Raw genomic sequence first — 24,058 nt, forward strand, 5'->3', positions numbered from 1 at the left:
GTGATCACTTCGCCGACCCGGAGCACGAACCGACGCGCCGAGCACGCCGCGACGCCGTACGTCGACCTGACCCGGGCGGAGTGGAGCGCGCTGCGCGACAAGACGCCCCTGCCGCTGACCGCCGACGAGGTGGAGCGGCTGCGGGGGCTCGGGGACGTCATCGACCTCGACGAGGTGCGGGACGTCTATCTGCCGCTCTCCCGCCTCCTCAACCTCTACGTGCAGGCCACGTCCGGGCTGCGCGGCGCCCTGAACACCTTCCTCGGGGACGCGGGCAACGGGCAGGGCGCGCAGCGCGGGACGCCGTTCGTCATAGGGGTCGCGGGCAGCGTCGCCGTGGGCAAGTCCACCACCGCCCGGATCCTGCGGGCGCTGCTGGCCCGGTGGCCGGAGCACCCGAGGGTCGAGCTGGTGACCACCGACGGCTTCCTGCTCCCGATGAAGGAGCTCCACGCGCGCGGCCTCATGTCGCGCAAGGGGTTCCCGGAGTCGTACGACCGGCGCGCCCTGACCCGTTTCGTCGCCGACATCAAGGCGGGCAAGGACGAGGTCACCGCCCCCGTCTACTCCCACCTGATCTACGACATCGTGCCGGGCGAGCGGCTCACCGTACGGCGTCCGGACATCCTGATCGTGGAGGGGCTGAACGTCCTCCAGCCGGCCCTGCCCGGCAAGGACGGCCGCACCCGGGTGGGGCTCGCCGACTACTTCGACTTCAGCGTGTACGTGGACGCCCGGCCGGAGGACATCGAGACCTGGTACCTCAGCCGGTTCCGCAAGCTGCGCGAGACGGCGTTCCAGGACCCTTCCTCGTACTTCCGCAAGTACACGCAGGTCTCCGAGGCGGAGGCGATGGAGTACGCCGCCACCATGTGGCGGACCATCAACCGGCCGAACCTCGTGGAGAACGTGGCGCCGACCCGTGGGCGTGCCACGCTGGTGCTGCGCAAGGGGCCCGATCACAAGGTGCAGCGGCTGTCCCTGCGCAAGCTCTGAGCCGTTCGAGCCTCCACGAGGAGCGTTGTGCTGCATCTGCGCCTGATCGTGCCCGCCGACCGTACGGACGAGGTGACGGGCCTGCTGGAGCGGACCGCCGGCACCGCCCACCTCGTGGTGCTGCCCGGGGTCGCCCGGGACCCCGCGGGCGACGTGGTGCTGTGCGACGTGGCGCGCGAGGCGGGCGACGAGCTGATCGGGGCGCTGCGGCGGCTCGGGGTCGACCGGTACGGGGCGGTCACCGTCGCCGGCCTGGACCTCACGCTCTCGGCGTGCGCCGAGGAGGCGGAGCGGGCCGCGCCGGGCGAGGGCGCGGACGCGGTGCTGTGGGAGGAGCTGTCCGAGGCCACCCACGAGGAGTCCACGTTCAGCATCACCTACCTGGCGTTCCTCGCCGTGGCGACGATGCTCGCGGCCTGCGGGGTGATGCTCGACAACGCGGTCCTGATCGTGGGCGCGATGGCGGTCGGCCCGGAGTTCGGGCCGCTGGCCGGGATCTCCACCGCCCTGGTGCAGCGCGCCCCGCACCTCGTGTGGCGCTCGCTGTGGGCGCTCGTCGGCGGTTTCGCGGCGGCCATGGTGCTGACGTCCGGGTTCTCCTGGCTGATGGACCTCTTCGGACTGTTCGACCGGGGCATGATCGAGGCCGACCGGCCCAACACCGCGTTCGTCTGGCAGCCGGACTGGCTCTCGTTCGTCGTCGCGTTCCTCGCGGGCATCGCCGGGACGCTGTCGCTCACCTCGGCGAAGTCCGGGGCGCTGATCGGGGTCGCCATCTCGGTGACGACCGTGCCGGCCGCCGCCAACGCGGCGGTGGCCTTCAGCTACAGCGACTACGCCCAGATGTCCGGCTCCGCGCGCCAGCTCCTGGAGAACCTCGGCGGGATCGTGCTCGCGGGCACACTGACGCTGATCACCCAGAAGGCGCTGTGGCGCGCGGCCCAGCGCCGGCAGCGCGCCCAGGAGCCCCCGGCGGCGGCCGAGGGCAGCGGCTGAGGGGGCGGGGTACGAAAGGCCCGCCCCGCCCCCGGAGAATCAGCCCAGCGCCGACTTCACGACGTCCGCCAGCTGCCCGGCCACCGTGCGCGCCTGCTCGATGTCCGCGGCCTCGACCATGACCCGTACGAGCGGCTCCGTGCCCGAGGGGCGCAGCAGCACGCGGCCGGTCGCGCCCAGCTCGCGCTCGGCGTCGGCGACGGCCGCGGCGACCTCCTGCGAGGTGTGCACGCGGGACTTGTCGACGTCCGGGACGTTGACGAGGACCTGCGGCAGCCGCTCCATCACACCGGCCAGCTCCGCCAGCGGCCGGCCGGTCGCGGCGACGCGGGCCGCCAGCATCAGCCCGGTCAGCGTGCCGTCGCCGGTCGTGGCGTGGTCCAGGACGATGACGTGGCCGGACTGCTCGCCGCCCAGCGCGTAGCCCTCAGCCTTCATCGACTCCAGGACGTAGCGGTCGCCGACGGCGGTCTGGACGAGCTGGATGCCCTCGCGCTCCATGGCGATCTTGAAGCCGAGGTTCGACATGACGGTGCCGACGACGGTGTCCCCGCGCAGCTGTCCGGCCTCGCGCAGGGCAAGGGCCAGCACGGCCAGGATCTGGTCGCCGTCGACCTCCTCGCCCGCCGCGTCGACGGCCAGGCAGCGGTCGGCGTCGCCGTCGTGCGCGATGCCGAGGTGGGCGCCGTGCTCGACGACGGCGGTGCGCAGCAGCTCCAGGTGCGTGGAGCCGCAGCCGTCGTTGATGTTCAGCCCGTCCGGCTCGGCGCCGATCGTGATGACCTCGGCCCCGGCGCGGGCGAATGCCTCGGGCGAGACGCGGGCGGCTGCGCCGTGGGCCTCGTCCAGGACGACCTTCAGGCCGTCGAGCCGGTTGGGGAGGACGCCGATGAGGTGGGCGACGTAGCGGTCGAAGCCCTCGGCGTAGTCGGTGACCCGGCCGACGCCGGAGCCGGTCGGGCGGGACCACGGCGCACCGGTGCGGTGCTGCTCGTAGACCGTCTCGATGCGGTCCTCCAGCTCGTCGGCCAGCTTGTGGCCGCCGCGCGCGAAGAACTTGACACCGTTGTCCGGCATGGCGTTGTGGCTGGCCGAGAGCATGACCCCGATGTCGGCGCCCAGGGCGCCGGTGAGGTAGGCCACGGCCGGGGTCGGCAGCACGCCGACGCGCAGGACGTCGACGCCCGCGCTGGCGAGGCCGGCCACGACGGCGGCCTCCAGGAACTCTCCGGAGGCGCGTGGGTCACGGCCCACCACGGCCGTGGGCCGATGGCCCTCGAAGGTGCCCGCCTCGGCCAGTACGTGTGCCGCGGCCACCGAGAGCCCGAGCGCGAGCTCGGCCGTCAGGTCCGCATTGGCGACACCGCGCACGCCGTCCGTGCCGAAGAGTCGTCCCACTGGTGTCCTCCGAAAGTGCTCCGAAACGCAAAGATCTGATCAAGTACCCAACAAGCCTATGAACGCCTTATGCCGTTATATGCCCGAGGATGTCGATAAACGAACGCCCCGGCAGCACGAGGTGTGCCGCCGGGGCGAACGTGTAACGCGGGTGAGCAGGCGGTTTAGCGCTTGCTGTACTGCGGGGCCTTGCGGGCCTTCTTCAGACCGGCCTTCTTGCGCTCGACCGCACGGTCGTCACGGGAGAGGAAGCCGGCCTTCTTCAGCGTCGCGCGGTTGTTGTCCACGTCCGCCTCGTTCAGCGCACGGGCCACGCCCAGGCGCAGGGCGCCGGCCTGACCCGAGACGCCGCCACCCGAGATGCGGGCGATGACGTCGTAGCGGTTGTCCAGCTCAAGCACCTTGAAGGGCTCGTTGACTTCCTGCTGGTGCACCTTGTTCGGGAAGTAGCCCTCAAGGGTGCGGCCGTTGATCTTCCACTTGCCGGTGCCCGGGACGATCCGGACGCGGGCGATGGCGTTCTTGCGACGGCCGAGGCCGGCGGCGGGCTGCGGGTCGCCGAAGCGGCCGGCGAGCGACTCGGAGGTGTACTCACCCTCGACGGGGACCTCGGACTCGAAGGTGGTCACCTCGGCGAAGGTCTCCTCGCCCTCGGTGCCCTCGACAGGGGTCTCAACAGTGGTCTCGGCCACGATGCTCCTCAGATCTTTCTTTACGTCTTTGGGGGGAGGCCGGAACTACTGCGCGACCTGGGTGATCTCGTACGGGACCGGCTGCTGCGCAGCGTGCGGGTGCTGGTCGCCCGCGTAGACCTTCAGCTTCGAGATCATCTGACGGCCCAGGGTGTTCTTGGGGATCATGCCCTTGATGGCCTTCTCGACGGCCTTCTCGGGGTTCTTCGCGAGCAGCTCGTCGTAACGAACGGAGCGGAGACCACCCGGGAACCCGGAGTGGCGGTACGCCATCTTCTGGGTCTTCTTGTTGCCGGACAGGTGAACCTTGTCGGCGTTGATGATGATGACGAAGTCGCCCATGTCCATGTGGGGGGCGTAGATCGCCTTGTGCTTGCCTCGGAGGAGGTTCGCAGCCGTGGTGGCCAGACGGCCGAGGACGATGTCCTGGGCGTCGATGATGTGCCACTGGCGAGTGACATCGCCGGGCTTGGGGCTGTACGTACGCACTTCGTAGCCTTCGCTTCTTCAGTGGATGGGGTCCAGACACACGGCACCCCTGAAGCGATATGCAGCTGGGGCGCACAATGCCGGGGACGCTGCCCGTATGCGAGCCACTGGTAACTGCTCCAGGGAACCTACGTAAGGGCCCTTCGCGTGAGAACGACGCAGCCAATACGTATAACAATCGTCGACAGTACCCGTCCGCCCCCGGACGGGTCAAAACGGGGCCCTTGGGCGGGCGGCACCCCCGGGGGGCCCGCCCCGATCCCGGCCGACCGGTTCCGTCCTCAATCGCCGCATGGGCTCAAAAGCACGCCCCCGAACCGGCCGCCGTGCGTCTGCGACAGACGTACCACCGGCGTACAGACGCAGGCGAGAGTGGGTGGGGGCGTGCAGGGCAGTCCCCGCAGAAAATGGCGTACGACCGGGGTCCTCCGCGTCGTCGGGTGAACACGCCATTTTTGAGGAGTCTGCCCGGAGGGACCCCACCCCCACCCACCGGACGGTGGGCGACCCGCACCCCACCAAGGGCCGCGTCACCGCACCCGTTCCACCCGCCGCTCGTCCCACACCGGCTCCGAGGTCTCCCGTACGACCCCGTCCGAGCCGAAGACCAGGAACCGGTCGAAGCTCTTCGCGAACCACCGGTCGTGCGTGACGGCCATCACCGTGCCGTCGTACACCTCCAAACCGTCCTGCAACGCCTCCGCCGACTCCAGGTCCAGGTTGTCCGTCGGCTCGTCCAGCAGCAGCGCGGTCGTGCCGGACAGCTCCAGGAGCAGGATCTGGAGCCGCGCCTGCTGGCCGCCCGACAGCTTCTCGAACGCCTGGTCGCCCTGACGCTCCAGCTCATAGCGCCGCAGCACGGACATCGCCGCGCCCCGGTCCTTGGCGTGCTCCGTCCACAGGATGTCGACCAGCGTCCGGCCCAGCAGCTCCGGATGGGAGTGGGTCTGCGCGAAGTGGCCGGGCACCACCCGCGCGCCGAGCTTCCACTCCCCCGTGTGCGCGACCGGCTCACCCGCCAGCAGCCGCAGGAAGTGGGACTTGCCCGAGCCGTTGGAGCCGAGGACCGCGACCCGTTCCCCGTAGTAGATCTCCAGGTCGAACGGCTTCATCAGGCCGGTCAGCTCCAGATTCGTACAGGTCACCGCCCGCACACCGGTCCGGCCGCCGCGCAGCCGCATCCGGATGTCCTGCTCGCGCGGCGGCTCCGGCGGGGGCCCCGCGTCCTCGAACTTCTTGAAGCGGGTCTGCATCGCGTGGTAGCGGCTCGCCATGTCGGGGCTGTTCGCCGCCTGCTGCCGCAGCCGCAGCACGAGCGCCTTCAGCCGCTTGTGCTCCTCCTCCCAGCGCCGCAGCAGCTCCTCGAAGCGCGCGAACCGCTCCTTGCGGGCCTGGTGGTACGTGTCGAAGCCGGCACCGTGCACCCAGACGTCACTGCCGGCCGGGCTCGGCTCCACGCTGACGATCTTCTGCGCGGCCCGGGACAGCAGCTCGCGGTCGTGGGAGACGAAGAGGACCGTCTTACGGGTCTCCTTCAGCTTCTCCTCCAGCCACCGCTTGCCCGGCACGTCCAGATAGTTGTCCGGCTCGTCCAGCAGCAGCACCTCGTCGGGCCCGCGCAGCAGCGCCTCCAGGACCAGCCGCTTCTGCTCACCGCCGGAGAGCGTGCGCACCTCGCGCCACTGCGCCTTCTCGTACGGGACACCGAGCGCGGCCATCGTGCACATGTCCCAGAGCGTCTCGGCCTCGTACCCGCGCACCTCGGCCCAGTCGCTCAGCGCCTGCGCGTACGCCATCTGCGCGGCCTCGTCGTCCACGGTGAGGATGCGCTCCTCGGCCCGGTCGACGGCGAGCGCGGCCTCCCGGATGCGGGGCTGGGCGACGGAGACCAGCAGGTCGCGGACCGTACGCTCGTCGCGCACGGAGCCGACGAACTGCCGCATCACACCGAGCCCGCCGCTCACCGAGACCGAGCCGCCGTGCGGCTGGAGCTCCCCGGCGAGCAGCCGCAGCAGCGTGGTCTTCCCGGCGCCGTTCGCCCCGACGAGGGCGACCACGGCACCGTCGGCCACCCGGAACGAAGCATCGCCGAGCAGCACCCGCCCGTCCGGTAGGTAGTACTCAAGATGGCCTGCTTCGAGATGTCCCATACCCAGCATTGTCACGGGCCGCGAACCAATGGCCCAACCGGTTTACAGAGGCTCTAAGCTTCGCGGCATGAGCTTTGGGCAAGGGGGGCCCTCCTGGGGGCCGACGGGGCCGGGGAACAACGGGACTCCGGACTGGGAGGCGCTGGCCGAGGCGTCCGAGTCGCGCGCCAGACGCAAGAAGTGGCTGCTGATCGGCGGGGGCGCGCTGGCCACCGCGGCGGTCGCCGCGATCGTGGCGACCGCGGTCATCTCGGCCAACAGCAACCACTCCGACGACGCGGCCGGCAAGGACGCCAGTGAGCTGCCGTCGGCGAGCGCGCTGCCCAGCGAGACCACCGCGCCCGAACCGTCCTTCTCCTCGGTGGCGCCACCGCCCCCGCCGGACCCCAAGGACTACATATCCGACGCGAAGAAGGACCGGCTGCCCATCAGCGTCGACGCCTTCTTCCCCGGCAAGACCCTCACCACCGGCGACCGCGTCCACACCAAGGGCGCCACCCACAGCACCACCCAGTGCGCCACCACCACCCAGGGCGCGCTCGGCTCGATCCTCACCGCCAACGGCTGCGACCGGGTCATCCGGGCCACGTACAGCCTGGACGGCGTGGCGGTCACCGTCGGCATAGCGGTCTTCGAGACCGAGGCCCAGGCCAGGAAGACCGCCCAGCAGGCCAGCGGCGGCCTCGCCTCGCTCAGCGGATCGGGCGTCCCCGTCTTCTGCCGCGACGGCGCGATCTGCCGCCGTACCGCCAACTCCTACGGCCGGTACGCGTACTTCACGGTCGGCGGCTTCACCAACGGCAAGAACGTCACCAAGGCCGACAAGAACGTGTTCGCCGTCGGCGACGACCTGACGAACTTCACGTTCCGTCAGATCCGCCACCGCGGCGAGGTCCAGGCATCGGCCGCGGCGGACATCACCACGACCTGAGCCATCCGGTTCAGCAGCAGCCCGCCCCCGGCAGGGTCCGCACATTACGGGCCTCCACCGCCCGCGCCGCCAGCAACTCATCGGCCGGGTAGGCCACTTCCTCCAGCGTCAGCCCGTGCGGGCGCACCACATGCACCCCCGGGTCGCGCACCCCGGCAGCCAGCACCTCGGCCGGCCACGGGGCGGGGCGCCGCCCGTCGCCCACGAACAGCATCGCCCCCACCAGGGCGCGCACCATGTTGTGGCAGAAGGCGTCGGCCTGCACGGTCCCCGTGATGATCCCGGACGCCTCGTCCCGTACCCAGCGCAGCTTCTGCAAGGTCCGGATGGTCGTCGCGCCCTCGCGCTTCTTGCAGTACGCGGCGAAGTCGTGCTCCCCGGTCATGCGCGCGGCGGCGGCGTTCATCGCGGCCACGTCCAACGGCCGGTCGTGCCACAGCACATGGCCCCGCACCAGCGGGTCGACCCCGCCGGGCCGGTCGGCCACCCGGTAGGCGTACCGGCGCCACAGGGCCGAGAACCGGGCGTTGAACCCCGCCGGGGCCTCCTCGGCCCGCCATACCCGCACATCGGGCGCCATCCGCCCGGCCAGCCGCCGCAGCAGCTTCTCGGCGTGCTCGGCCCACACCTCGGCCGGCAGGTCCACATGGGCCACCTGCCCCCGGGCGTGCACCCCGGCGTCGGTGCGTCCGGCCACCGTCAGGTCGTACGTGCGCGAGGAGCGGGTCACGGTCCGCAGCGCATCCTCGATCTCCCCCTGGACCGTCCGCCGCGCGGTCTGCTTCGCCCAGCCCGAGAAGTCCTTGCCGTCATAGGCCAGGTCCAGCCGCACCCGTACGAAGCCGGGCTCCACCACGTCACTCACCAGCGCATCCTCTCAAGATCCCGCACAGCCGAACGGGCCCGCACCGCCCCGGAGGGTGATGCGGACCCGTTCAGTGGTTCCGGAACGCTCAGGCGTCCTTCGCGTCCTCGACGGACTCGACCGGGGTCTCGTCCTGCTTGGCCGCGTCTTCCTTGACCGCACGCTTGGTGGCGGCCTCGGCCTCACCGGTGGCCTGCTGCGCCACGGTCAGCGCCTCGACCAGCTCGATGACGGCCATCGGGGCGTTGTCGCCACGACGGTTGCCGATCTTGGTGATGCGGGTGTAACCACCGGGGCGGTTCTCGTACCGCGGGGCGATCTCGGTGAAGAGCGTGTGAACGATGCCCTTGTCCGTGATCGACTGCAGCACCAGGCGACGGTTGTGGATGTCGCCCTTCTTCGCCTTGGTGATGAAGCGCTCCGCGACCGGACGCAGGCGGCGGGCCTTGGCCTCGGTCGTGGTGATGCGGCCGTGCTCGAACAGCGACTTCGCGAGGTTGTTCAGCAGAAGCTTCTCGTGCGCTGCGCTGCCGCCCAGACGGGCACCCTTGGCGGGCTTCGGCATGGTTTTCTCCTTGTGTGCTGCACCGGCCGTATCAGGTACCGATGTCAGTTCCCACGCGGCGGTCGCCACGCGGAAGTGTGTGCTGTCGCCGGACCGACTCACTCACGAGTCGGCATCCGCACCCGAAATCTCGGGCCTCAGCCCGAAGATCAAGCCTCAGCCCGAAAATCAAGCCCGTCCGGCGATTGAGGACAGAAGCCCTCGCCGGTCCGGGGCACCCTCCAAGAAGGGCACCCCAGCCGGAGGCGACCTAGTACTGCTCGGTCTCCACGAAGCCCGCATCCGCGTCGTCGTCCGCGCCGAACGCGTCCGCGGCGGCGGTCGGGTCGAAGCCGGGAGGCGAGTCCTTCAGCGCCAGGCCCATACCGGCCAGCTTCGCCTTGACCTCGTCGATCGACTTCGCACCGAAGTTGCGGATGTCGAGCAGGTCCGCCTCGGAGCGGGCCACCAGCTCGCCCACCGAGTGGATGCCCTCGCGCTTGAGGCAGTTGTACGAGCGGACCGTGAGCTCCAGCTCCTCGATCGGCAGCGCCAGGTCCGCCGCGAGCGCGGCGTCCGTCGGCGACGGGCCCATGTCGATGCCCTCGGCGTCGATGTTGAGCTCGCGCGCCAGACCGAACAGCTCGACCAGGGTCTTACCGGCCGACGCCATGGCGTCACGGGGACGCATGGCCTGCTTGGTCTCGACGTCGACGATCAGCTTGTCGAAGTCGGTGCGCTGCTCGACACGGGTCGCCTCGACCTTGTACGTGACCTTGAGCACCGGCGAGTAGATGGAGTCGACCGGGATGCGGCCGATCTCCTGGCCGACCTGCTTGTTCTGGACGGCGGAGACGTAGCCGCGACCGCGCTCGACGGTCAGCTCCATCTCCAGCTTGCCCTTGCCGTTCAGCGTGGCCAGGACCAGGTCCGGGTTGTGCACCTCGACACCGGCCGGCGGGGCGATGTCCGCGGCGGTGACCAGGCCGGGGCCCTGCTTGCGCAGGTACATCACGACCGGCTCGTCGTGCTCCGAGGAGACGACCAGCTGCTTGATGTTGAGGATGAGGTCGGTCACGTCCTCCTTGACGCCCGGCACGGTGGTGAACTCGTGCAGGACACCGTCGATGCGGATGCTGGTGACAGCGGCACCCGGGATCGAGGAGAGGAGCGTGCGGCGCAGGGAGTTGCCGAGCGTGTAGCCGAAGCCGGGCTCCAGCGGCTCGATGACGAACCGCGAGCGGAATTCGTCGACGACCTCTTCGGTCAGCGACGGACGCTGAGCGATCAGCATGATGTGAATCCTTCAGTCGTGGGCGCCCACTATTTGACACCCGACAGATGAAACAAGGATACGGGCGGCACACCCCCGCAGGGGGCATACCGCCCGTACCCACGCTTCTGCCGTACGGCCGTCACCGGCCGTGACGGATCAGACGCGGCGACGCTTCGGCGGACGGCAGCCGTTGTGCGGCGTCGGGGTGACGTCCTGGATCGAACCGACCTCCAGGCCCGTGGCCTGGAGCGAGCGGATCGCGGTCTCGCGGCCGGAGCCCGGACCCTTCACGAAGACGTCGACCTTGCGCATGCCGTGCTCCTGCGCGCGGCGGGCGGCCGACTCGGCGGCCATCTGCGCGGCGAAGGGGGTGGACTTGCGCGAGCCCTTGAAGCCGACGTGGCCGGCCGAGGCCCAGGAGATCACGTTGCCCGAGGGGTCCGTGATCGAGACGATGGTGTTGTTGAACGTGCTCTTGATGTGCGCGTGGCCGTGAGCGACGTTCTTCTTTTCCTTGCGACGCACCTTCTTGGCTGCGCCCTGACGACCCTTGGGGGGCATGTCTTGACTCCAGATGGAGAGGGGAGGTGATCGGTCCTACAGCGAAGACCGCTGGTTGCTGCGCCTGTCCGGAGGCCCGGACGCGCGCAGTGCGTCCGCTGAGGACTACTTCTTGCCCGGCTTCTTCTTGCCGGCGATCGCGCGACGCGGACCCTTGCGGGTACGGGCGTTGGTGCTGGTGCGCTGGCCGTGGACCGGCAGACCGCGGCGGTGACGGAGACCCTGGTAGCAGCCGATCTCGACCTTGCGGCGGATGTCGGCCTGGATCTCGCGGCGGAGGTCACCCTCGGTGCGGAGGTTGGCGTCCACGTACTCGCGGATCTTGACCAGGTCCTCTTCGGCCAGGTCACGAACGCGGGTGTCCGGGTTCACGCCGGCGGCGGCGAGGATCTCCTTGGACCGGGTGCGCCCGATACCGAAGACGTAGGTGAGGGCAACCTCCACGCGCTTTTCGCGCGGGATGTCAACACCTGAAACGCGTGCCATTCAATGGCTCCAGTTGTTATTTCGGGGGTCTTCCGCAGAACCACTCCCGACCGCCGACCCCTCGCTGGGAGAGGTGGTACGTCCGGGTCCCCGGCCCCCGCCGGAGGTGTCGTCAGCCGTGGCTTGGACGGGCTCTGCGTATGTACGTATTACGTGCGTCGCGCGAAGAACTGCGAGATGCAGGGGGTCGTGCGTCAGCCCTGGCGCTGCTTGTGGCGCAGGTTGTCGCAGATGACCATGACCCGGCCGTGACGGCGGATCACCTTGCACTTGTCGCAGATCTTCTTGACGCTCGGCTTGACCTTCATGGGATGTCAGGTTCTCCGGGTCAGTGCCGGCACCGCGCCGAAGCGGGCGGCGGCAAGATCTACTTGTACCGGTAGACGATCCGGCCACGCGTCAGGTCGTACGGAGACAGCTCCACGACGACCCGGTCATCCGGGAGGATGCGGATGTAGTGCATACGCATCTTGCCGGAGATGTGCGCGAGGACCTTGTGACCGTTCTGGAGCTCCACCTTGAACATGGCGTTCGGGAGGGACTCGATCACGGTGCCCTCAATTTCGATGGCACCTTGCTTCTTGGCCACGCTTCGCCTTTCGAATCGGCTACCTTGATCGTCTCTCGTCCGCCGCATGTGGACACACGGATGCACGAGAGCCGACGAGTCAGTCTACGTCAGCGGACTCCAAAAGACGAATCCGTCAAGTTTGCCCACCGCAGGAGATCCTTAGACCTCCGGGCGGGTGTCAATCACCCCAGAGGGTCGGGCGCCGTCCGGGGGCCGGGCATCACCCCAGAGGGTCGGGCGCCGCCTCCACTCCGTACTGGGCCAGCTTCTCGCGGCCGCAGTCCGGGGCGGTCAGGACCAGCGGGCCCTGCTCGGTGAGGGCGATGGAGTGCTCCCAGTGCGAGGACCAGGTGCCGTCGGTGGTGACGACGGTCCACTCGTCCTCCAGGACCTCGGTGTGGGGCGTACCGAGGGAGACCATGGGCTCGATGGCCAGGCAGACGCCCGGGACCAGCTTGATGCCCTTGCCGCGCTTGCGGGCGACGTAGTTCAGCAGGTGCGGGTCCATGTGCATCTCGGTGCCGATGCCGTGCCCGCCGTAGTCCTCGACGATCCCGTACTTGCCGGTCGCGGGGCGGGGCTGGCGGCGGATGTAGGACTCGATCGCCTTCGAGATGTCGACCAGGCGGTTGTTCACCTTCATCGCGGCGATGCCGGCCCACATGGACTCCTCGGTCACCCGGGACAGCTCGACCAGCTCCGGAGCGTGACCCGTGCCGACGAAGGCCGTGTACGCGGCGTCGCCGTGCCAGCCGTCGACGATCGCGCCGGCGTCGATGGAGATGATGTCGCCGTCCTTGAGGACCGTCCTGTCGTCCGGGATGCCGTGGACGACGACCTCGTTGACCGAGGTGCAGATGGTCGCGGGGAACCCGCCGTACCCGAGGAAGTTCGACTTGGCGCCGTGGTCGGCGATCACCTTGCGCGCGACCTGGTCCAGGTCCCGGGTGGTGGCACCGGGCACCGCCGCCTCGCGGGTGGCCGCGTGGATGGCGGCGACCACCAGCCCCGCCTCGCGCATCTTCGCGATCTGCTCGGGGGTCTTGATCTGCACCATGCTGCGGCGCCTTTCGGGTGGGGACGGTGACGGGGGCGGGACATCCACGATACGGCGGATACGAGGCAAGCAGTCGGCCGCGGCGCCCGAAGGACGCCGCGGCCGAATTCACTGCGAGTACTACACGTGCGCGCGCTCAGCCCTCGTCGGACTTCTTCAGCGCCGCCATGGCCCGGTCGGTCACCTCGGTGACCTTGCCGAGCGCGGAGATGGTGACCACCAGGTCCTGGGACCGGTAGTAGTCGATGATCGGCTCGGTCTGCGTGTGGTAGACCTCCAGCCGGGTACGCACCGTCTCCTCGCTGTCGTCCTCGCGCTGGTACAGCTCGCCGCCGCAGGTGTCGCAGACACCCTCGGCCTTCGGCGGGTTGTACGTGGCGTGGAAGACGTGCGCGCTGTCGTTGCGGCAGATGCGGCGACCCGCGATCCGCTTCACGACCTCGTCCTCGGGGACCTCCAGGTCGAGTACGGCGTCCAGCTTCACGCCCTCGTCCTTGAGCATCACATCAAGAGCTTCGGCCTGACCCACGTTGCGCGGGAAGCCGTCGAGCAGGAAGCCGTCGACCGCGTCCGGCTGGGACATGCGGTCCTTGGCCATCCCGATCGTCACCTCGTCCGGCACCAGCTGCCCCGCGTCCATGTAGGCGCGGGCCTGCTTGCCAAGGTCAGTGCCCTGGCTGATGTTGGCGCGGAAGAGGTCGCCCGTTGAGATGTGCGGAATCGACAGGTTCTTGGCAAGGTACGCAGCCTGCGTTCCCTTGCCGGCACCCGGCGGGCCGACGAGGACGATTCGCATCAGCGGAGGAACCCTTCGTAATTGCGCTGCTGGAGCTGACTCTCAATCTGCTTCACGGTCTCCAGACCCACACCCACGATGATGAGGATGCTCGTCCCGCCGAACGGGAAGTTCTGGTTAGCGCCACCGAAGCCTGCCAACGCCATCGTCGGCACCAGAGCGATCAGACCCAGGTACAGCGAGCCCGGCCAAGTGATCCTGTTGAGCACGTAGCTCAGGTACTCGGCAGTAGGTCGACCAGCCCGGATACCCGGGATGAAGCCACCATACTTCTTCATGTTGTCGGCCACTTCCTCGGGGTTGAACGAAATCGCCACATAGAAGAAGGCGAAGAAGACGATCAACAGGAAGTAGGCGGTGATGTAGTACGGGTGGTCACCCTTGACGAAGTGGTCCTTGATCCAGGTCGCCCAGCCCGCGGTGGAGTTGGAGAACTGGACGATCAGGGCCGGAATGTAGAGCAGCGAAGAAGCGAAGATGACGGGAATCACACCCGCCTGGTTCACCTTGAGCGGGATGTAGGTGGACGTACCACCGTAGGAGCGGCGCCCGATCATGCGCTTCGCGTACTGCACCGGGATACGGCGCTGGGCCTGCTCGACGAAGACGACCAGGGCCACCATCACGAAGCCGATCAGGATGACGGTGCCGAATTCGATCCAGCCGTCCGCGAGCTTGCCGCTCGTCTTGATGGCCCACAGGGCGCCGGGGAAGCTGGCGGCGATCGAGATGAACATCAGGATCGACATGCCGTTGCCGATGCCGCGGTCGGTGATGAGCTCACCGAGCCACATGACGGCGGCGGTTCCGGCGGTCATCGTGATGACCATGACGATGGTCGTGAACATCGACTGGTTCGGAACGATCTGGTCGGCGACGGGGCAGCCGCTGAAGAGCGCACCGCTGCGGGCGGTGGCGACCAGGCCGGTGCCCTGGAGGATGGCGAGCGCGACCGTCAGATAACGCGTGTACTGCGTGATCTTCGCCTGGCCGGACTGCCCCTCCTTCTTGAGGGCCTCAAGTCGGGGAATGACGACGGTCAGCAGCTGAAGAATGATGCTGGCCGTGATGTACGGCATGATGCCGAGCGCGAAGATCGTGATCTGCAGCAGCGCACCACCGCTGAACATGTTCACCAGGCCGAAAAGGCTGTTATTGCCCTTACTTGCCTGATCAACACAGGTCTGGACGTTCTCGTAGCTGACTCCCGGTACCGGGATATGCGCCCCGAGCCGGTAGAGCACGATGATGCCGAGTGTGAAGAACAGCTTCTTGCGCAGGTCGGGCGTCTTGAACGCCCGGGCGAAGCCGGTGAGCACGGTGCCTCCTGCGACCCCCGCGCAGAGCGTAGAGGTGACGGTCTTGAGGATCGACGGATACGTAACAGTCAAAGGGCTCCTGGGCGCGTACGTCCAGGGGTTACCACAGCAACGGACGCCACCTTACCGGCGTACATGCCCCCCTAGGAACGACCAACCGGGGATGCCCCATATGAGAGGGCATCCCCGGTCGGATGTTCAGTCCACCGAACTGTCCGAGTTGTCTCAGACGAGCTCAGTGACGGTGCCGCCGGCGGCGGCAATCTTCTCCTTGGCGGAGCCGGAGACGGCGTCAACCGAAACCTGCAGCGCCACGGAGATCTCGCCCTGTCCGAGGACCTTGACGAGGTGGTTGTTGCGCACAGCGCCCTTGGCGACCAGGTCGGCCACCGTGACCTCTCCACCCTCGGGGTAGAGCGTCGCGAGCTTGTCCAGGTTCACGACCTGGTACTCCGTGCGGAACGGGTTCTTGAAGCCCTTGAGCTTCGGGAGACGCATGTGGAGGGGCATCTGCCCACCCTCGAAGCGCTCCGGAACCTGGTAACGGGCCTTGGTGCCCTTGGTACCACGACCAGCGGTCTTACCCTTGGACGCCTCACCACGACCCACACGGGTCTTGGCGGTCTTGGCGCCCGGGGCAGGCCGGAGGTCATGCGCCTTCAGCGGCTTGTTCTCCGCCATGTCAGTCGACCTCCTCAACCGTCACGAGGTGGCGGACGGTGTGCACCATGCCGCGGAACTCGGGGCGGTCCTCCTTGACAACCACGTCGTGCAGGCGCTTGAGCCCGAGCGAACGCAGGGTGTCGCGGTGGTTCTGCTTGCTGCCGATGTACGACTTCGTCTGCGTGATCTTGAGGCGAGCCATTACGCACCCGCTCCCGCACGCGCACGAAGCAGAGCCGCGGGAGCGACGTCCTCAAGGGGCAGACCGCGGCGGGCCGCGATCTCCTCGGGACGCTGCAGGCCCTGGAGGGCCGCCACGGTCGCGTGCACGATGTTGATCGGGTTCGAGGACCCGAGCGACTTCGACAGGATGTCGTGAACGCCGGCGCACTCAAGAACGGCGCGCACCGGGCCACCGGCGATCACACCGGTACCGGGGGAAGCCGGCTTGAGCAGGACGACGCCCGCAGCCTTCTCGCCCTGGATCGGGTGAGGGATGGTGCCCTGGATGCGGGGGACCTTGAAGAAGTTCTTCTTGGCCTCTTCGACACCCTTGGCAATGGCCGCGGGAACTTCCTTGGCCTTGCCGTAACCGACACCGACGGTGCCGTCACCATCGCCCACCACGACCAGCGCGGTGAAGCTGAAGCGACGACCACCCTTCACAACCTTGGCGACACGGTTGATCGCGACGACGCGCTCGACGTACGCGGTCTTCTCGGCGGCAGCAGCGCCGCCGTCACGGCCCTTCCGGTCCCGCCGCTCGCCGCCACCGGCACCGCTTCCGCGGCGCTGGGGTCCAGCCATTGGATTTACCTCTCTCTGTTACGTCCGCTGTGCGTAGGAACCGGGGCTAGAACTTCAGCCCGGCTTCACGGGCGGCGTCAGCCAGAGCGGCAATCCGCCCGGCGTACTGGTTACCACCGCGGTCAAACACGACGGCCTCGACGCCTGCGGCCTTGGCACGCTCGGCGACCAGGGCGCCGACCTGCTTGGCCTGGCTGCTCTTGTCGCCCTCGCCACCACGGATGGAGACGTCCAGGGTCGACGCCGAAGCGAGCGTGTGGCCCGCGATGTCGTCGATGACCTGAGCCACCATGTGGCGGTTGGACCGCGTCACGACCAAGCGCGGACGCTCCGGCGAACCGGAGATGTGCTTGCGGACGCGGATGTGGCGACGCTTGAGAGCGGCACGCTTGTACGCGTCGCCCTTGGCGATCTTCACGCCGTATGCCATCGCTACTTACCAGCCTTTCCGACCTTGCGGCGGATGACCTCGCCGGCGTACTTGACGCCCTTGGCCTTGTACGGGTCAGGCTTCCGCAGCTTGCGGATCTTGGCCGCGGTCTCGCCGACCTTCTGCTTGTCGATGCCCTCGACAGTGAACTTCGTGGGGGTCTCCACCTTGAAGGTGATGCCCTCCGGGGCCTCGATCAGGATCGGGTGGCTGTAGCCCAGGGCGAACTCCAGGTTGGAGCCCTTCGCCTGGACGCGGTAACCGACACCACTGATTTCGAGCGCCTTGATGTATCCCTGGGTCACACCGGTGATCATGTTCGCCACCAGCGTGCGGGACAGGCCGTGCAGGGCCTTGTTCTGACGCTCGTCGTTCGGGCGGACGACGTTCAGAACGCCGTCCTCACCCTTGGTGACCTCGATCGGAGCCGCAACGGTGTGCGTGAGGGTGCCCTTGGGGCCCTTCACCGCGACCGTACGGCCATCGATGGTGACGTCCACACCGGCGGGAACCTGGATGGGGAGCTTGCCGATTCGCGACATGAGCTATTCCTCCGTTCCCGACTACCAGACGTAGGCGAGGACTTCCCCACCTACGCCCTTCTTCTGAGCCTGCTGGCCGGTCAGGAGACCGTGGGACGTGGAGATGATCGCCACGCCCAGGCCGCCGAGGACCTTCGGCAGATTGGTGGACTTTGCGTAGACACGCAGACCCGGCTTCGAGATTCGCTTGATGCCGGCGATCGAGCGCTCGCGGTTCGGGCCGAACTTCAGCTCGAGGACGAGGTTCTTGCCGACCTCGGCGTCCTCGACCTTCCAGCCCGTGATGAAGCCCTCCTGCTGGAGGATCTCCGCGATGTGCGACTTGATCTTGCTGTGCGGCATCGTGACGTCGTCGTGATACGCCGAGTTCGCGTTACGCAGACGCGTGAGCATGTCTGCGATGGGATCAGTCATGGTCATGAGTTGGCCTTCGGCCTCTCTCGCCGGGGTTTCCTGTATGCGCCATCCCTCTCCCCACTCAGTGGCGGGACGGGTGCGGTGCGGGGACCTACGGCGTAGTAAGTCGGTCTTGGACGGCAGGCGCCCAACCCTGCAAGCCTACGGCATGCGGAGCGGGACTCCTGCCGACCAGATGCTTACCGAGAGTCTCCGGTGATTCCCAACGCCCAGAGGGCGAAGGAGAATTACCAGGAGCTCTTGGTCACGCCCGGCAGCTCGCCGCGGTGAGCCATCTCACGAAGGCACACACGGCACAGGCCGAACTTGCGGTAGACGGAGTGGGGCCGGCCGCAGCGCTGGCAGCGGGTGTACCCGCGGACGCCGAACTTCGGCTTACGGGCGGCCTTAGCGATCAGAGCCTTCTTCGCCACGGTCAGTTCTCCTTGAACGGGAAGCCGAGGTGACGAAGGAGGGCACGACCCTCGTCGTCATTGGTCGCCGTGGTGACCACGGTGATGTCCATGCCCCGGACCCGGTCGATCTTGTCCTGGTCGATCTCGTGGAACATGACCTGCTCCGTGAGACCGAAGGTGTAGTTGCCACGGCCGTCGAACTGCTTGGGCGACAGGCCACGGAAGTCACGGATACGCGGAAGCGCGAGCGACAGCGTACGGTCCAGGAACTCCCACATGCGGTCACCGCGGAGGGTGACGTGGCAGCCGATCGGCTGCCCCTCGCGCAGCTTGAACTGCGCGATCGACTTGCGGGCCTTGGTGACGGCCGGCTTCTGACCGGTGATCGTGGTGAGGTCGCGCACGGCGCCGTCGATCAGCTTGGAGTCGCGGGCGGCGTCGCCCACACCCATGTTGACCACGATCTTGACCAGACCGGGAATCTGCATGACGTTCTCGTAGGAGAACTCCTCACGCAGCTTGCCGGCGATTTCCTCGCGGTAGCGCGTCTTGAGACGCGGCGCGGTGGTGGTAGTCATCAGATGTCCTCACCGGTGCGCTTGGCAACACGGATCTTGTTGCCCTCGTCGTCAAAGCGGTAGCCGACGCGAGTAACGACCTTGTTGCCGTCCTTCTCAACAACCAGCTGCACGTTGCTGACGTGGACCGGGGCCTCGGTCGTCACAATGCCACCGGTCTGCGAACCGCGAGCGGTCTGGCCGGCCTTGGTGTGCTTCTTGACCCGGTTGACACCCTCGACGAGGACGCGGTCCTGAGCGGGGTAGGCCACGATGACCTTGCCCTGCTTGCCCTTGTCCTTACCGGTGATGACCTGAACCAGGTCGCCCTTCTTGATCTTCATGCTTACAGCACCTCCGGCGCGAGCGAGATGATCTTCATGAACTTCTTCTCGCGCAGCTCACGGCCCACCGGGCCGAAGATACGGGTGCCGCGGGGGTCGCCGTCGTTCTTCAGAATGACGGCGGCGTTCTCGTCGAAGCGGATGTACGAGCCATCCTGACGACGACGCTCCTTGACGGTGCGAACGATGACGGCCTTGACGACGTCACCCTTCTTCACGTTGCCACCGGGGATCGCGTCCTTGACGGTGGCGACGATGACGTCACCGATGCCCGCGTAGCGGCGACCCGAGCCACCGAGAACACGGATGGTGAGAATTTCCTTCGCACCCGTGTTGTCGGCGACGCGCAGTCGCGACTCCTGCTGGATCACGTCTATCTCCTGATCGTCTGCCGGTTCCCGGCAGGGGCTCCGTTGCGGGAGCCCCTGCCGAGCCTGGCGGAACTGACCTGAGGGGAATGCCCCTCAGGAATTACTTGGCCTTCTCGAGGATCTCGACGATGCGCCACCGCTTGGTGGCGGACAGCGGCCGGGTCTCCATCAGGAGAACGCGGTCGCCGACACCGGCGGAGTTCTGCTCGTCGTGGGCCTTGAGCTTGTTCGTACGGCGGATGACCTTGCCGTACAGCGCGTGCTTGACGCGGTCCTCGACGGCGACGACGACGGTCTTGTCCATCTTGTCGCCGACGACGAGGCCCTCACGGGTCTTGCGGAAGCCGCGCTCGGTCTTGGTCTCAGTCACAGTGTTCTCGCTCATCAGACGCTCTCCACCGTCTCGATGCCGAGCTCGCGCTCACGCATCAGGGTGTAGATCCGGGCGATGTCCTTACGGACGGACTTGAGCCGGCCGTGGTTTTCGAGCTGTCCGGTCGCCGCCTGGAAGCGGAGGTTGAACAGCTCTTCCTTGGCCTCGCGGAGCTTGTTGAGGAGCTCCTCGTTGCCCAGCTCGCGCAGCTCGGACGCCTTGGTACCGGCCGACATCACGACTCACCTGCCTCGCGCCGAACGATCCGGCACTTCATCGGAAGCTTGTGAGCAGCGCGGGTGAGCGCCTCACGAGCAATCTTCTCGTTCGGGTAGGACAGCTCGAACATCACCCGGCCCGGCTTGACGTTCGCGATCCACCACTCGGGAGAACCCTTACCGGAACCCATGCGGGTCTCGGCCGGCTTCTTCGTCAGGGGACGGTCCGGGTAGATGTTGATCCAGACCTTGCCGCCACGCTTGATGTGACGGGTCATCGCGATACGAGCGGACTCGATCTGACGGTTCGTCACGTACGCCGGGGTCAGCGCCTGGATGCCGTACTCGCCGAACGCAACCTGCGTGCCACCCTTGGACATACCGCTTCGCTTCGGGTGGTGCTGCTTGCGGTGCTTGACCCTACGGGGGATCAGCATTTCGGTCAGGCCTCCGTTCCGGTGCTCTCAGCAGCCGGAGCAGCGGCGGGCGCCTCGGCCTTGGGGGCCTCGGCGGCCGGAGCCGACTGCTGCGGCTTGCGGCCGCGGCCGCCACGCTCGCCACCGCGGCCACCGCGGCCGGCCGGGCGGTCAGCGCCGCCACGGGCCGGGCGGTTGCCCGCACGGGCAGCAGCGTTCTCGGCGCGGACCTCGGCGATGTTCTTGACGTCGCCCTTGTAGATCCAGACCTTCACGCCGATGCGGCCGAAGGTCGTCTTGGCCTCGAAGAAGCCGTAGTCGACGTTCGCGCGGAGCGTGTGCAGGGGCACGCGGCCCTCGCGGTAGAACTCCGAGCGGGACATCTCGGCGCCGCCGAGGCGGCCACCGCACTGGACCTTGATGCCCTTGGCGCCGGCCTTCATCGAGCTCTGCATGCTCTTGCGCATGGCCCGACGGAAGGAGACGCGGGAGGACAGCTGCTCGGCGACGGCCTGGGCCACCAGCTGAGCGTCCACCTCGGGGTTCTTGACCTCAAGGATGTTCAGCTGGACCTGCTTGCCGGTCAGCTTCTCCAGCTCGCCACGGATGCGATCGGCCTCGGCGCCGCGGCGGCCGATGACGATGCCCGGACGGGCGGTGTGGATGTCAACGCGGACGCGGTCGCGGGTGCGCTCGATCTCGACCTTCGAGATGCCGGCCCGCTCCATGCCCTTCGTCATCATGCGACGAATGGCGACGTCTTCCTTGACGTAGTCCTTGTACAGCTTGTCGGCGTACCAGCGGGACTTGAAGTCCGTGGTGATGCCGAGCCGGAACCCGTGCGGGTTTACCTTCTGGCCCATTACCGGGTTCCTTCCTTGCTGCTGACGACCACGGTGATGTGGCTGGTCCGCTTACGGATCCGGTAGGCACGGCCCTGAGCACGCGGACGGAACCGCTTCAGGGTCGGGCCCTCGTCCACGTACGCCTCGCTGATGACCAGCGAGTTGGCGTCCGTGTGGTCGTAGTTGTGTGCAGCGTTGGCGATGGCGCTGTCCAGCACCTTGCCAACCGGCACGCTCGCGGCCTGCGGGGCGAAACGCAGGACCGCCTGAGCCTCCGTGGCATCCATGCCACGGATGAGGTCCACCACTCGGCGGGCCTTCATGGGCGTGACGCGGATGTACCGCGCCTGGGCCCTGGCTTCCATGGTTGTCCCTTCGGTGTAAGTCATAGTCAGGTCACCCCGCGTTAGCGGCGCTTCGACTTCCGGTCGTCCTTGACGTGGCCGCGGAAGGTGCGAGTCGGCGAGAACTCGCCGAGCTTGTGGCCGACCATCGACTCGGTGACGAACACCGGGACGTGGATCTTGCCGTTGTGCACCGCGATGGTGTGACCCAGCATGGCCGGGACGATCATCGAGCGACGGGACCAGGTCTTGATGACGTTCTTGGTGCCTGCCTCGTTCTGTACGTCCACCTTCTTGGCGAGGTGGCCGTCGACGAAGGGCCCCTTCTTGAGACTGCGCGGCATCTAAACCCGCTCCTAGCGCTTCTTGTTCGTCTTGCGGCGGCGGACGATGTACTTGTTCGACGCCTTCTTGGGCGAACGAGTACGACCTTCCTTCTTACCCCACGGCGAAACCGGGTGACGGCCACCGGAGGTCTTACCCTCACCACCACCGTGCGGGTGGTCGACCGGGTTCATCACGACACCACGGACGGTCGGGCGGACGCCCTTCCACCGCATGCGGCCGGCCTTGCCCCAGTTGATGTTCGACTGCTCGGCGTTGCCGACCTCGCCGATGGTGGCGCGGCAGCGGGCGTCGACCAGGCGGATCTCACCCGACGGCATACGAAGGTGGGCCATGGTGCCCTCCTTCGCCAGCAGCTGCACGGAGGCACCCGCGGAACGGGCGAACTTCGCGCCGCCGCCGGGCCGCAGCTCGATGGCGTGGATGGTCGTACCGACCGGGATGTTGCGCAGCGCCAGGTTGTTGCCGGGCTTGATGTCGGCGGCCGGGCCGTTCTCGACACGGTCGCCCTGCGCCAGGCCACGCGGCGCGATGATGTAGCGCTTCTCGCCGTCCGCGTAGTGCAGGAGCGCGATGCGCGCGGTGCGGTTGGGGTCGTACTCGATGTGCGCGACCTTGGCCGGCACGCCGTCCTTGTCGTGACGACGGAAGTCGATCACGCGGTAGGCGCGCTTGTGGCCACCACCCTGGTGGCGAACGGTCACACGACCGGCGTTGTTACGGCCGCCCTTGCTGTGCAGGGGGCGGACCAGCGACTTCTCCGGCGTGGACCGCGTGATCTCGACAAAGTCGGCGACGCTGGAGCCACGACGGCCCGGGGTCGTCGGCTTGTACTTGCGGATACCCATTTCTCAGTCCTCGTCCGATTCCGGACGACTCGACCTCACTTAAGAGGTCGGGCCGCCGAAGATGTCGATACGGTCGCCCTCAGCGAGGGTCACGATGGCGCGCTTGGTGTCAGCCCGCTTGCCGAAACCGGTCTTGGTGCGCTTGCGCTTACCCTGCCGGTTGATCGTGTTGACCCCGGTGACCTTGACCGAGAAGACCGCTTCCACGGCCTGCTTGATCTGGGTCTTGTTGGAGCCGGGCGCGACGATGAACGTGTACTTGTTCTCGTCGAGCAGCGCGTAGCTCTTCTCCGAGACAACCGGCTTGACGAGAACGTCGCGCGGGTCGGAGTAGGTCTTGCTGGTAACGGTCGCCTCGCTCATCAGGCGTCGCTCCCTTCGGTCTCAGCGGTCTGGGGGCCAGACACGAAGGACTCGAAGGCGGCCTGAGTGAAGACCACGTCGTCAGAGACGATCACGTCGTACGTGTTCAGCTGGCCCGGCTCCAGGATGTGCACCTGGGGCAGGTTGCGTGCGGAGAGCCACGCGGCCTCGTCGTTGCGGTCGACGACCAGGAGCACGTTCTTGCGCTCCGAGATCTTGCCGAACAGCGACTTGGCGGCCTTCGTGGAGACTCCACCCTCGACCACGCCGGTGACGACGTGGATGCGGGAGTGACGCGCCCGGTCGGAGAGGGCACCGCGCAGGGCGGCGGCCTTCATCTTCTTCGGGGTGCGCTGCGAGTAGTCACGCGGCTGCGGGCCGTGGACGACGCCACCGCCGACGAACTGCGGCGCACGGGTCGAGCCCTGGCGCGCGCGGCCGGTGCCCTTCTGGCGGTACGGCTTGCGCCCACCACCGCGGACCTCGCCACGGGTCTTGGTCTTGTGCGTGCCCTGACGGGCGGCTGCCAGCTGTGCGACGACGACCTGGTGGATCAGCGGGACGCTGGTCTTGGCGTCGAAGATCTCCGCGGGGAGCTCGACGGTACCGGCCTTGTCGCCTGCCGGCGAAAGGATGTCAATGGTGCTCATTAC

The 24,058-nt window shown here is 67.8% G+C and carries 36 protein-coding genes; 3 read left to right on the forward strand and 33 right to left on the reverse strand.

Features of this window, described 5'->3' with window-relative positions:
• On the forward strand, window positions 1-996 hold the full coding sequence (gene coaA, locus B082_RS0104360) for a type I pantothenate kinase (protein ID WP_018550597.1): 996 nt from the start codon (window positions 1-3) through the stop codon (window positions 994-996).
• 27 nt (window positions 997-1,023) lie between these two features.
• On the forward strand, window positions 1,024-1,992 hold the full coding sequence (locus tag B082_RS0104365) for a DUF389 domain-containing protein (RefSeq protein WP_018550598.1): 969 nt from the start codon (window positions 1,024-1,026) through the stop codon (window positions 1,990-1,992).
• A 39-nt stretch (window positions 1,993-2,031) separates the two neighbouring features.
• On the opposite strand, the gene glmM is transcribed toward B082_RS0104365, so the two are convergent.
• The 4 genes from glmM to B082_RS0104385 all read right to left on the reverse strand — a co-directional run bounded on the left by glmM (window position 2,032) and on the right by B082_RS0104385 (window position 6,730).
• The gene (glmM, locus tag B082_RS0104370; protein ID WP_018550599.1) at window positions 2,032-3,390 is read right to left on the reverse strand and encodes a phosphoglucosamine mutase; all 1,359 of its coding nucleotides are present in this window, start codon (window positions 3,388-3,390) and stop codon (window positions 2,032-2,034) included.
• A 164-nt stretch (window positions 3,391-3,554) separates the two neighbouring features.
• Window positions 3,555-4,082 (reverse strand): 30S ribosomal protein S9, encoded by a 528-nt coding sequence (rpsI, locus tag B082_RS0104375; RefSeq protein ID WP_018550600.1) that lies wholly within the window; start codon window positions 4,080-4,082, stop codon window positions 3,555-3,557.
• 45 nt (window positions 4,083-4,127) lie between these two features.
• Complete coding sequence (rplM, locus tag B082_RS0104380) at window positions 4,128-4,571, reverse strand: 50S ribosomal protein L13 (protein WP_018550601.1); 444 nt, start codon at window positions 4,569-4,571, stop codon at window positions 4,128-4,130.
• A 530-nt stretch (window positions 4,572-5,101) separates the two neighbouring features.
• Entirely contained in the window at window positions 5,102-6,730 is a 1,629-nt protein-coding gene (locus B082_RS0104385; RefSeq protein ID WP_026249421.1) for an ABC-F family ATP-binding cassette domain-containing protein, read from the reverse strand.
• A gap of 58 nt (window positions 6,731-6,788) precedes the next feature.
• Between B082_RS0104385 and B082_RS0104390 the strand changes: the two genes are divergently transcribed.
• Window positions 6,789-7,652: a hypothetical protein gene (locus B082_RS0104390; protein ID WP_018550603.1), complete on the forward strand. Its 864-nt coding sequence runs from the start codon at window positions 6,789-6,791 to the stop codon at window positions 7,650-7,652.
• 10 nt (window positions 7,653-7,662) lie between these two features.
• On the opposite strand, the gene truA is transcribed toward B082_RS0104390, so the two are convergent.
• The 29 genes from truA to rplD form a co-directional block, all read right to left on the reverse strand.
• Window positions 7,663-8,517, reverse strand: a complete 855-nt coding sequence (gene truA, locus B082_RS0104395; RefSeq protein WP_018550604.1) for a tRNA pseudouridine(38-40) synthase TruA — start codon at window positions 8,515-8,517, stop codon at window positions 7,663-7,665.
• An 88-nt stretch (window positions 8,518-8,605) separates the two neighbouring features.
• Window positions 8,606-9,082: a 50S ribosomal protein L17 gene (rplQ, locus tag B082_RS0104400; protein WP_018550605.1), complete on the reverse strand. Its 477-nt coding sequence runs from the start codon at window positions 9,080-9,082 to the stop codon at window positions 8,606-8,608.
• Window positions 9,083-9,332: 250 nt separating this feature from the next.
• Entirely contained in the window at window positions 9,333-10,355 is a 1,023-nt protein-coding gene (locus B082_RS0104405) for a DNA-directed RNA polymerase subunit alpha (protein WP_003966937.1), read from the reverse strand.
• 138 nt (window positions 10,356-10,493) lie between these two features.
• Window positions 10,494-10,898: a 30S ribosomal protein S11 gene (gene rpsK / locus B082_RS0104410; RefSeq protein WP_003956432.1), complete on the reverse strand. Its 405-nt coding sequence runs from the start codon at window positions 10,896-10,898 to the stop codon at window positions 10,494-10,496.
• 105 nt (window positions 10,899-11,003) lie between these two features.
• Complete coding sequence (gene rpsM, locus B082_RS0104415; RefSeq protein ID WP_018550606.1) at window positions 11,004-11,384, reverse strand: 30S ribosomal protein S13; 381 nt, start codon at window positions 11,382-11,384, stop codon at window positions 11,004-11,006.
• A gap of 194 nt (window positions 11,385-11,578) precedes the next feature.
• Complete coding sequence (rpmJ, locus tag B082_RS0104420) at window positions 11,579-11,692, reverse strand: 50S ribosomal protein L36 (RefSeq protein WP_003956441.1); 114 nt, start codon at window positions 11,690-11,692, stop codon at window positions 11,579-11,581.
• A 59-nt stretch (window positions 11,693-11,751) separates the two neighbouring features.
• Complete coding sequence (infA, locus tag B082_RS0104425) at window positions 11,752-11,973, reverse strand: translation initiation factor IF-1 (protein ID WP_003956442.1); 222 nt, start codon at window positions 11,971-11,973, stop codon at window positions 11,752-11,754.
• Between the two features lie 202 nt (window positions 11,974-12,175).
• On the reverse strand, window positions 12,176-13,012 hold the full coding sequence (gene map / locus B082_RS0104430; protein WP_018550607.1) for a type I methionyl aminopeptidase: 837 nt from the start codon (window positions 13,010-13,012) through the stop codon (window positions 12,176-12,178).
• A gap of 136 nt (window positions 13,013-13,148) precedes the next feature.
• A complete protein-coding gene (locus B082_RS0104435; protein ID WP_018550608.1) occupies window positions 13,149-13,808 on the reverse strand; it encodes an adenylate kinase in 660 nt (219 codons plus the stop codon).
• Complete coding sequence (secY, locus tag B082_RS0104440; RefSeq protein ID WP_018550609.1) at window positions 13,808-15,127, reverse strand: preprotein translocase subunit SecY; 1,320 nt, start codon at window positions 15,125-15,127, stop codon at window positions 13,808-13,810. The genes B082_RS0104435 and secY overlap by 1 nt, the downstream gene beginning before the upstream one ends.
• 225 nt (window positions 15,128-15,352) lie before the next feature.
• Complete coding sequence (rplO, locus tag B082_RS0104445; RefSeq protein ID WP_018550610.1) at window positions 15,353-15,808, reverse strand: 50S ribosomal protein L15; 456 nt, start codon at window positions 15,806-15,808, stop codon at window positions 15,353-15,355.
• Between the two features lies 1 nt (window position 15,809).
• Entirely contained in the window at window positions 15,810-15,992 is a 183-nt protein-coding gene (rpmD, locus tag B082_RS0104450; protein ID WP_018550611.1) for a 50S ribosomal protein L30, read from the reverse strand.
• A complete protein-coding gene (gene rpsE / locus B082_RS0104455; RefSeq protein WP_018101216.1) occupies window positions 15,992-16,597 on the reverse strand; it encodes a 30S ribosomal protein S5 in 606 nt (201 codons plus the stop codon). Before rpsE ends, rpmD begins: the two co-directional genes overlap by 1 nt.
• A 46-nt stretch (window positions 16,598-16,643) precedes the next feature.
• The gene (rplR, locus tag B082_RS0104460) at window positions 16,644-17,027 is read right to left on the reverse strand and encodes a 50S ribosomal protein L18 (protein ID WP_018550612.1); all 384 of its coding nucleotides are present in this window, start codon (window positions 17,025-17,027) and stop codon (window positions 16,644-16,646) included.
• Window positions 17,028-17,029: 2 nt separating this feature from the next.
• The gene (gene rplF, locus B082_RS0104465; protein ID WP_018550613.1) at window positions 17,030-17,569 is read right to left on the reverse strand and encodes a 50S ribosomal protein L6; all 540 of its coding nucleotides are present in this window, start codon (window positions 17,567-17,569) and stop codon (window positions 17,030-17,032) included.
• A 21-nt stretch (window positions 17,570-17,590) separates the two neighbouring features.
• The gene (gene rpsH / locus B082_RS0104470; protein WP_018550614.1) at window positions 17,591-17,989 is read right to left on the reverse strand and encodes a 30S ribosomal protein S8; all 399 of its coding nucleotides are present in this window, start codon (window positions 17,987-17,989) and stop codon (window positions 17,591-17,593) included.
• A gap of 224 nt (window positions 17,990-18,213) precedes the next feature.
• Window positions 18,214-18,399, reverse strand: coding sequence for a type Z 30S ribosomal protein S14 (locus B082_RS0104475; RefSeq protein WP_003948630.1), 186 nt, complete (start codon window positions 18,397-18,399; stop codon window positions 18,214-18,216).
• A 2-nt stretch (window positions 18,400-18,401) separates the two neighbouring features.
• Window positions 18,402-18,959, reverse strand: coding sequence for a 50S ribosomal protein L5 (gene rplE / locus B082_RS0104480; protein WP_018550615.1), 558 nt, complete (start codon window positions 18,957-18,959; stop codon window positions 18,402-18,404).
• A complete protein-coding gene (rplX, locus tag B082_RS0104485) occupies window positions 18,959-19,282 on the reverse strand; it encodes a 50S ribosomal protein L24 (RefSeq protein ID WP_018550616.1) in 324 nt (107 codons plus the stop codon). The genes rplE and rplX overlap by 1 nt, the downstream gene beginning before the upstream one ends.
• A 2-nt stretch (window positions 19,283-19,284) precedes the next feature.
• A complete protein-coding gene (rplN, locus tag B082_RS0104490; protein WP_003966950.1) occupies window positions 19,285-19,653 on the reverse strand; it encodes a 50S ribosomal protein L14 in 369 nt (122 codons plus the stop codon).
• Between the two features lie 100 nt (window positions 19,654-19,753).
• Window positions 19,754-20,038 carry a 30S ribosomal protein S17 gene (gene rpsQ, locus B082_RS0104495; protein WP_018550617.1) on the reverse strand — a complete coding sequence of 95 codons (285 nt, stop codon included), beginning with the start codon at window positions 20,036-20,038 and terminating at the stop codon, window positions 19,754-19,756.
• Window positions 20,038-20,262 carry a 50S ribosomal protein L29 gene (gene rpmC / locus B082_RS0104500; protein WP_014047786.1) on the reverse strand — a complete coding sequence of 75 codons (225 nt, stop codon included), beginning with the start codon at window positions 20,260-20,262 and terminating at the stop codon, window positions 20,038-20,040. Before rpmC ends, rpsQ begins: the two co-directional genes overlap by 1 nt.
• Window positions 20,262-20,681, reverse strand: a complete 420-nt coding sequence (rplP, locus tag B082_RS0104505; protein ID WP_003966953.1) for a 50S ribosomal protein L16 — start codon at window positions 20,679-20,681, stop codon at window positions 20,262-20,264. Before rplP ends, rpmC begins: the two co-directional genes overlap by 1 nt.
• 5 nt (window positions 20,682-20,686) lie before the next feature.
• On the reverse strand, window positions 20,687-21,523 hold the full coding sequence (rpsC, locus tag B082_RS0104510; RefSeq protein WP_018550618.1) for a 30S ribosomal protein S3: 837 nt from the start codon (window positions 21,521-21,523) through the stop codon (window positions 20,687-20,689).
• Window positions 21,523-21,870 carry a 50S ribosomal protein L22 gene (rplV, locus tag B082_RS0104515; RefSeq protein WP_026249422.1) on the reverse strand — a complete coding sequence of 116 codons (348 nt, stop codon included), beginning with the start codon at window positions 21,868-21,870 and terminating at the stop codon, window positions 21,523-21,525. Before rplV ends, rpsC begins: the two co-directional genes overlap by 1 nt.
• A gap of 41 nt (window positions 21,871-21,911) precedes the next feature.
• Window positions 21,912-22,193 (reverse strand): 30S ribosomal protein S19, encoded by a 282-nt coding sequence (gene rpsS / locus B082_RS0104520; protein WP_018101224.1) that lies wholly within the window; start codon window positions 22,191-22,193, stop codon window positions 21,912-21,914.
• Window positions 22,194-22,205: 12 nt separating this feature from the next.
• Window positions 22,206-23,042, reverse strand: coding sequence for a 50S ribosomal protein L2 (rplB, locus tag B082_RS0104525; protein WP_018550620.1), 837 nt, complete (start codon window positions 23,040-23,042; stop codon window positions 22,206-22,208).
• Between the two features lie 39 nt (window positions 23,043-23,081).
• Window positions 23,082-23,405 carry a 50S ribosomal protein L23 gene (gene rplW / locus B082_RS0104530; protein ID WP_014154589.1) on the reverse strand — a complete coding sequence of 108 codons (324 nt, stop codon included), beginning with the start codon at window positions 23,403-23,405 and terminating at the stop codon, window positions 23,082-23,084.
• Window positions 23,405-24,055 (reverse strand): 50S ribosomal protein L4, encoded by a 651-nt coding sequence (rplD, locus tag B082_RS0104535; protein ID WP_018550621.1) that lies wholly within the window; start codon window positions 24,053-24,055, stop codon window positions 23,405-23,407. Before rplD ends, rplW begins: the two co-directional genes overlap by 1 nt.
• Window positions 24,056-24,058 lie beyond the last annotated feature (3 nt).

It is taken from the genome of Streptomyces sp. ATexAB-D23 (assembly GCF_000373645.1).
GTDB lineage: Bacteria > Actinomycetota > Actinomycetes > Streptomycetales > Streptomycetaceae > Streptomyces > Streptomyces castrisilvae.